The sequence below is a fragment of the Planktotalea sp. genome, assembly GCF_039984035.1.
GTDB lineage: Bacteria > Pseudomonadota > Alphaproteobacteria > Rhodobacterales > Rhodobacteraceae > Planktotalea.
In genome coordinates this window covers 1-3,368 of the sequence record NZ_JBDWVM010000480.1, presented here as the reverse complement: position 1 = coordinate 3,368, position 3,368 = coordinate 1, and the positions used below count along the sequence as shown (strand labels likewise).

Below are 3,368 nucleotides of genomic sequence, written 5' to 3'. Positions count from 1 at the left end.
CGAACCGGTCAAGGGCGCATTCCTCGAAGTGGAACTCAAACGCGGCGGTGTTGCCGATAAACTTGAGCGTAAAACATCTGGTATAAGACCGCTGGCTGCCCAACTAGACGCCGCTGAAAATAAAGTTGTTGGCCTCTTCGTTCCAGACGAAGCACGCGCAGTTTTGGCGCATGTTTTAGAAGAATATCACACTGGGCCTTTAGCAGAAGACACAAGCAATCCGCCTCAGAAGAGCTTTGTCGATCCGATTGAGAGTTTTCGCCAAGCGCGTCTTGAAACGTTCTGGACCGACGACCCTGCTGCGCTCCCGGATGATCCAACACATTGGATGTGGTGGGAGGTTTGGTGCGTTAAGAGCGCGGAAGCCGAGCTGGAACAACTTGCTGAACAGTTAGATGCGCGCTGTGCGGCTGTGGATCAGCGCCTGCAATTCCCGGAGCATGTGGTAATTCCTGTTTATGCCAACCGCACGATGATTGAGATCATGCTGTTTGGACGATTTGCGATTATGGAGCTGCGACGGGCAACTGATAATCCGACTTTCTTTCTTGATACTCTGGACGACGATGAGCAGGTTGTGTGGACGGACGATCTCGCAAGTCGGGTGCAGTGGCCTGTCTCAGACGCACCAAGTGTATGTCTGCTTGATAGTGGTGTGAACCGGGCTCACAACCTTATTGAACCCGCACTTGCGGCAAACGAACAGGATGCTGTTGTAAGGTCATGGGGCGTTGACGATAGCGGCCCTTTCCCGGGTCACGGAACACAGATGGCTGGGTTGGCCCTACATGGTGATCTCACATTTCGCCTTGGGTCATCTATTCCCTACGAACTGCGTCACCGTTTAGAGTCCATCAAGATTTTACCACCGTCTGGTGTCGCAGCAACCGAAGAGCGGTTTTATGGATCTGTTACAAAATCAGCAGTAAGCATTGCGGAAGCCAACCATCCAGATCGGCGGCGTGTATTCTGCATGGCGGTGACGAATGACGGTGTTTCAGGCATTCAACCAACTACTTGGAGTGCAGCCATTGATCAAGAGGCCGCTGGTGTAACGATTGGTGGGGAGCAGGCTCCCAGAAGGCTTTTCGTCATTTCAGCGGGAAACGCACCGAACCCTATTATGATGCGGGATGTCAAACCCGTTGACACACTTGCCATCGAGGATCCAGCACAGGCCTGGAACGCGCTGGTTGTGGGTGGCTATACAGATAAGATCGACATTCAAGAGCCTGAGCTTGCGGACTACAAACCGATGTCTGATGCGGGTGAACTCAGCCCTTACACAAGGTCTTCGACCCTTTGGACGAAAGGTCGTAGCCCCTACAAGCCTGACATTGTCATGGAAGCTGGCAACCGCGCTGTTGATCCGATGGAGCTGACTGCCGTTGACACAAATTCTCTGTCTGTCCTGACTTCGGGGCCCGATGTTGGCCGCAAACCACTGACAGCTTTTCGCGCGACCAGTGCGGCAACTGCAGAAGCCTCGCGTCTTGCAGCACGGTTGATGGAGCGCCATCCTGATTATTGGCCGGAAACCATTCGTGGACTTTTGGTGCATGGCGCTGAATGGACAGATAAAATGCGCCGTGTGCTCGACCCACTTGGGAAGACGGATGCCGCCGCATTATTACGTCACTTCGGCTATGGCGTGCCAACTTTTGAACGTGCGGCTGCATCGGCCGAGAACCATCTCGCGCTAGTCGCGCAAAGTGAGATCCAGCCATATACATCTTCCGGGGGAAGAAGCTTCAAGGATTGCCATTACTATGATCTTCCTTGGCCAGCTGCGGCACTTGAACTGTTGGGTGACAAAGAAGTTAAGTTGAAGATCACTTTGTCGTATTTTGTGGAACCTAACCCTGGCGCACTCTCAACTTTAGATGCGTACAGGTATCAGTCTTTCGGTCTTCGCTTTGATCTCAAACGGCGAAACGAAACTCTGACTAATTTCAAAAAGCGGGTGAACGTCGCTGAACGTGCAGACCGTTTCGATAAGCCGCCATCGGGGAGCGATGACGGTAATTGGCGGTTTGGGCCAGACTCGATTTCCTGTGGTTCTTTGCACAGTGATGAATGGTCGGGCCCGGCTGCGCATTTGCTAACGCGGGATGTGCTTTGTATCAAGCCGGTCGGCGGATGGTGGCGCGGCCGCGCTGATGCGAAAGTCTGCAACAAAAAGACGCGTTATGCCTTGGTCGTGTCGATCAAAACCCAAGATCAGAGCGTGACACTCCACACCGATATCTCTGCTATCATTTCGCCAACTATCACTGTGGGCACGGACGTCGAAATCGGATTTTAGGACTGACCATTTCCCCAAGATTCCTTATTCGCAAACGCTCGATACCGCGCTCCCGGGCGTTTGCTATGCGGACTACAGCCCCATCACTAATCGAATGTCTCTCTATTGACGGTGCAATCTAAAAAATGGCTCTGCGGCAAATATCAGGACACCGCCCTGATACCTTTCGCTGAGGCGGTAGACGAATATTTGGTCCGCGTTTTGAAGACACAATACTACGACAATTTATCTCAAACCAAGCGTCTAAGCCCGCGCAGCAAGGTGCTCTCGGAAACTTCGAACCGTTCCAGCAGGCTCGCAACTGACCACCCTTCTTGGTGTAACAGGCGGTGGGCCTCTACGACATCCTCAACACTCAGCTTCGGCGGACGTCCCAGCCTTGCCCCACGTGTGCGCGCCGCTGCCAGCCCGTTACGGGTGTTTTCGCGGATGAGATCGCGGTGGAATTCGGCTATGGCGGCGAAGATGTGGAAGACCAGCTTGCCGCCCGGGGTGGCGGTGTTGATGCCTTCGGTGAGCGAGCAAAAGTGGACGCCGTCTTTGTCTAACCGGGTCAGCAGATCGGCGAGATGAAGTACGGATCGCCCGAGGCGGTCCATCTTGTAGACCACCAATGTGTCGCCCGCTTGTAGGGCGTCCAACAGTTCGTCTAGGCCGGGGCGTGCAGCTTTTGCGCCCGACACGCCGTGATCATAGTAGACCTGTGTGCAGGCGGCGCGGGTCAGCGCGTCGAACTGCATGTCGAGCCGTTGGTCGTCGGTTGAGACGCGCGCGTACCCCAGCAGGCTCGCGCCTTTGGTCTGAGAAAGTGGCTGTGGCCAAAGCTCCATGGGCGTTTCTCGCTGGCAAAAAGGAAGGTTTTTGACATCTCGCCATTTCGTCTCTCCATTCTTGTCGCTCGCATCCCGAGCCTTTGATTTCCCAGCGTTTCGCGTGGCTTGCTTTTTGTCGCGTTTCACATATCCTCCATAGTCAATAACCTTCGGTTTTGATTGGAACATTTTGGGGTGGGATGCGGAAGATCGCACTTGCGGCGGCGCTGGTCTGTCCACAGGTTTCAGCG

At 54.3% G+C, this 3,368-nt stretch carries 2 protein-coding genes; one reads left to right on the top strand and one right to left on the bottom strand.

Going from position 1 to position 3,368, the window contains the following annotated elements:
• Window positions 1–2,305 (top strand): S8 family peptidase (locus ABJQ89_RS21635; protein WP_348498221.1); only part of this gene is annotated, 2,305 nt, incomplete at its 5' end.
• 230 nt (window positions 2,306–2,535) lie between these two features.
• Here ABJQ89_RS21635 and ABJQ89_RS21630 read toward each other — a convergent pair.
• Window positions 2,536–3,368 (bottom strand): recombinase family protein (locus ABJQ89_RS21630; RefSeq protein ID WP_348498220.1); only part of this gene is annotated, 833 nt, incomplete at its 5' end.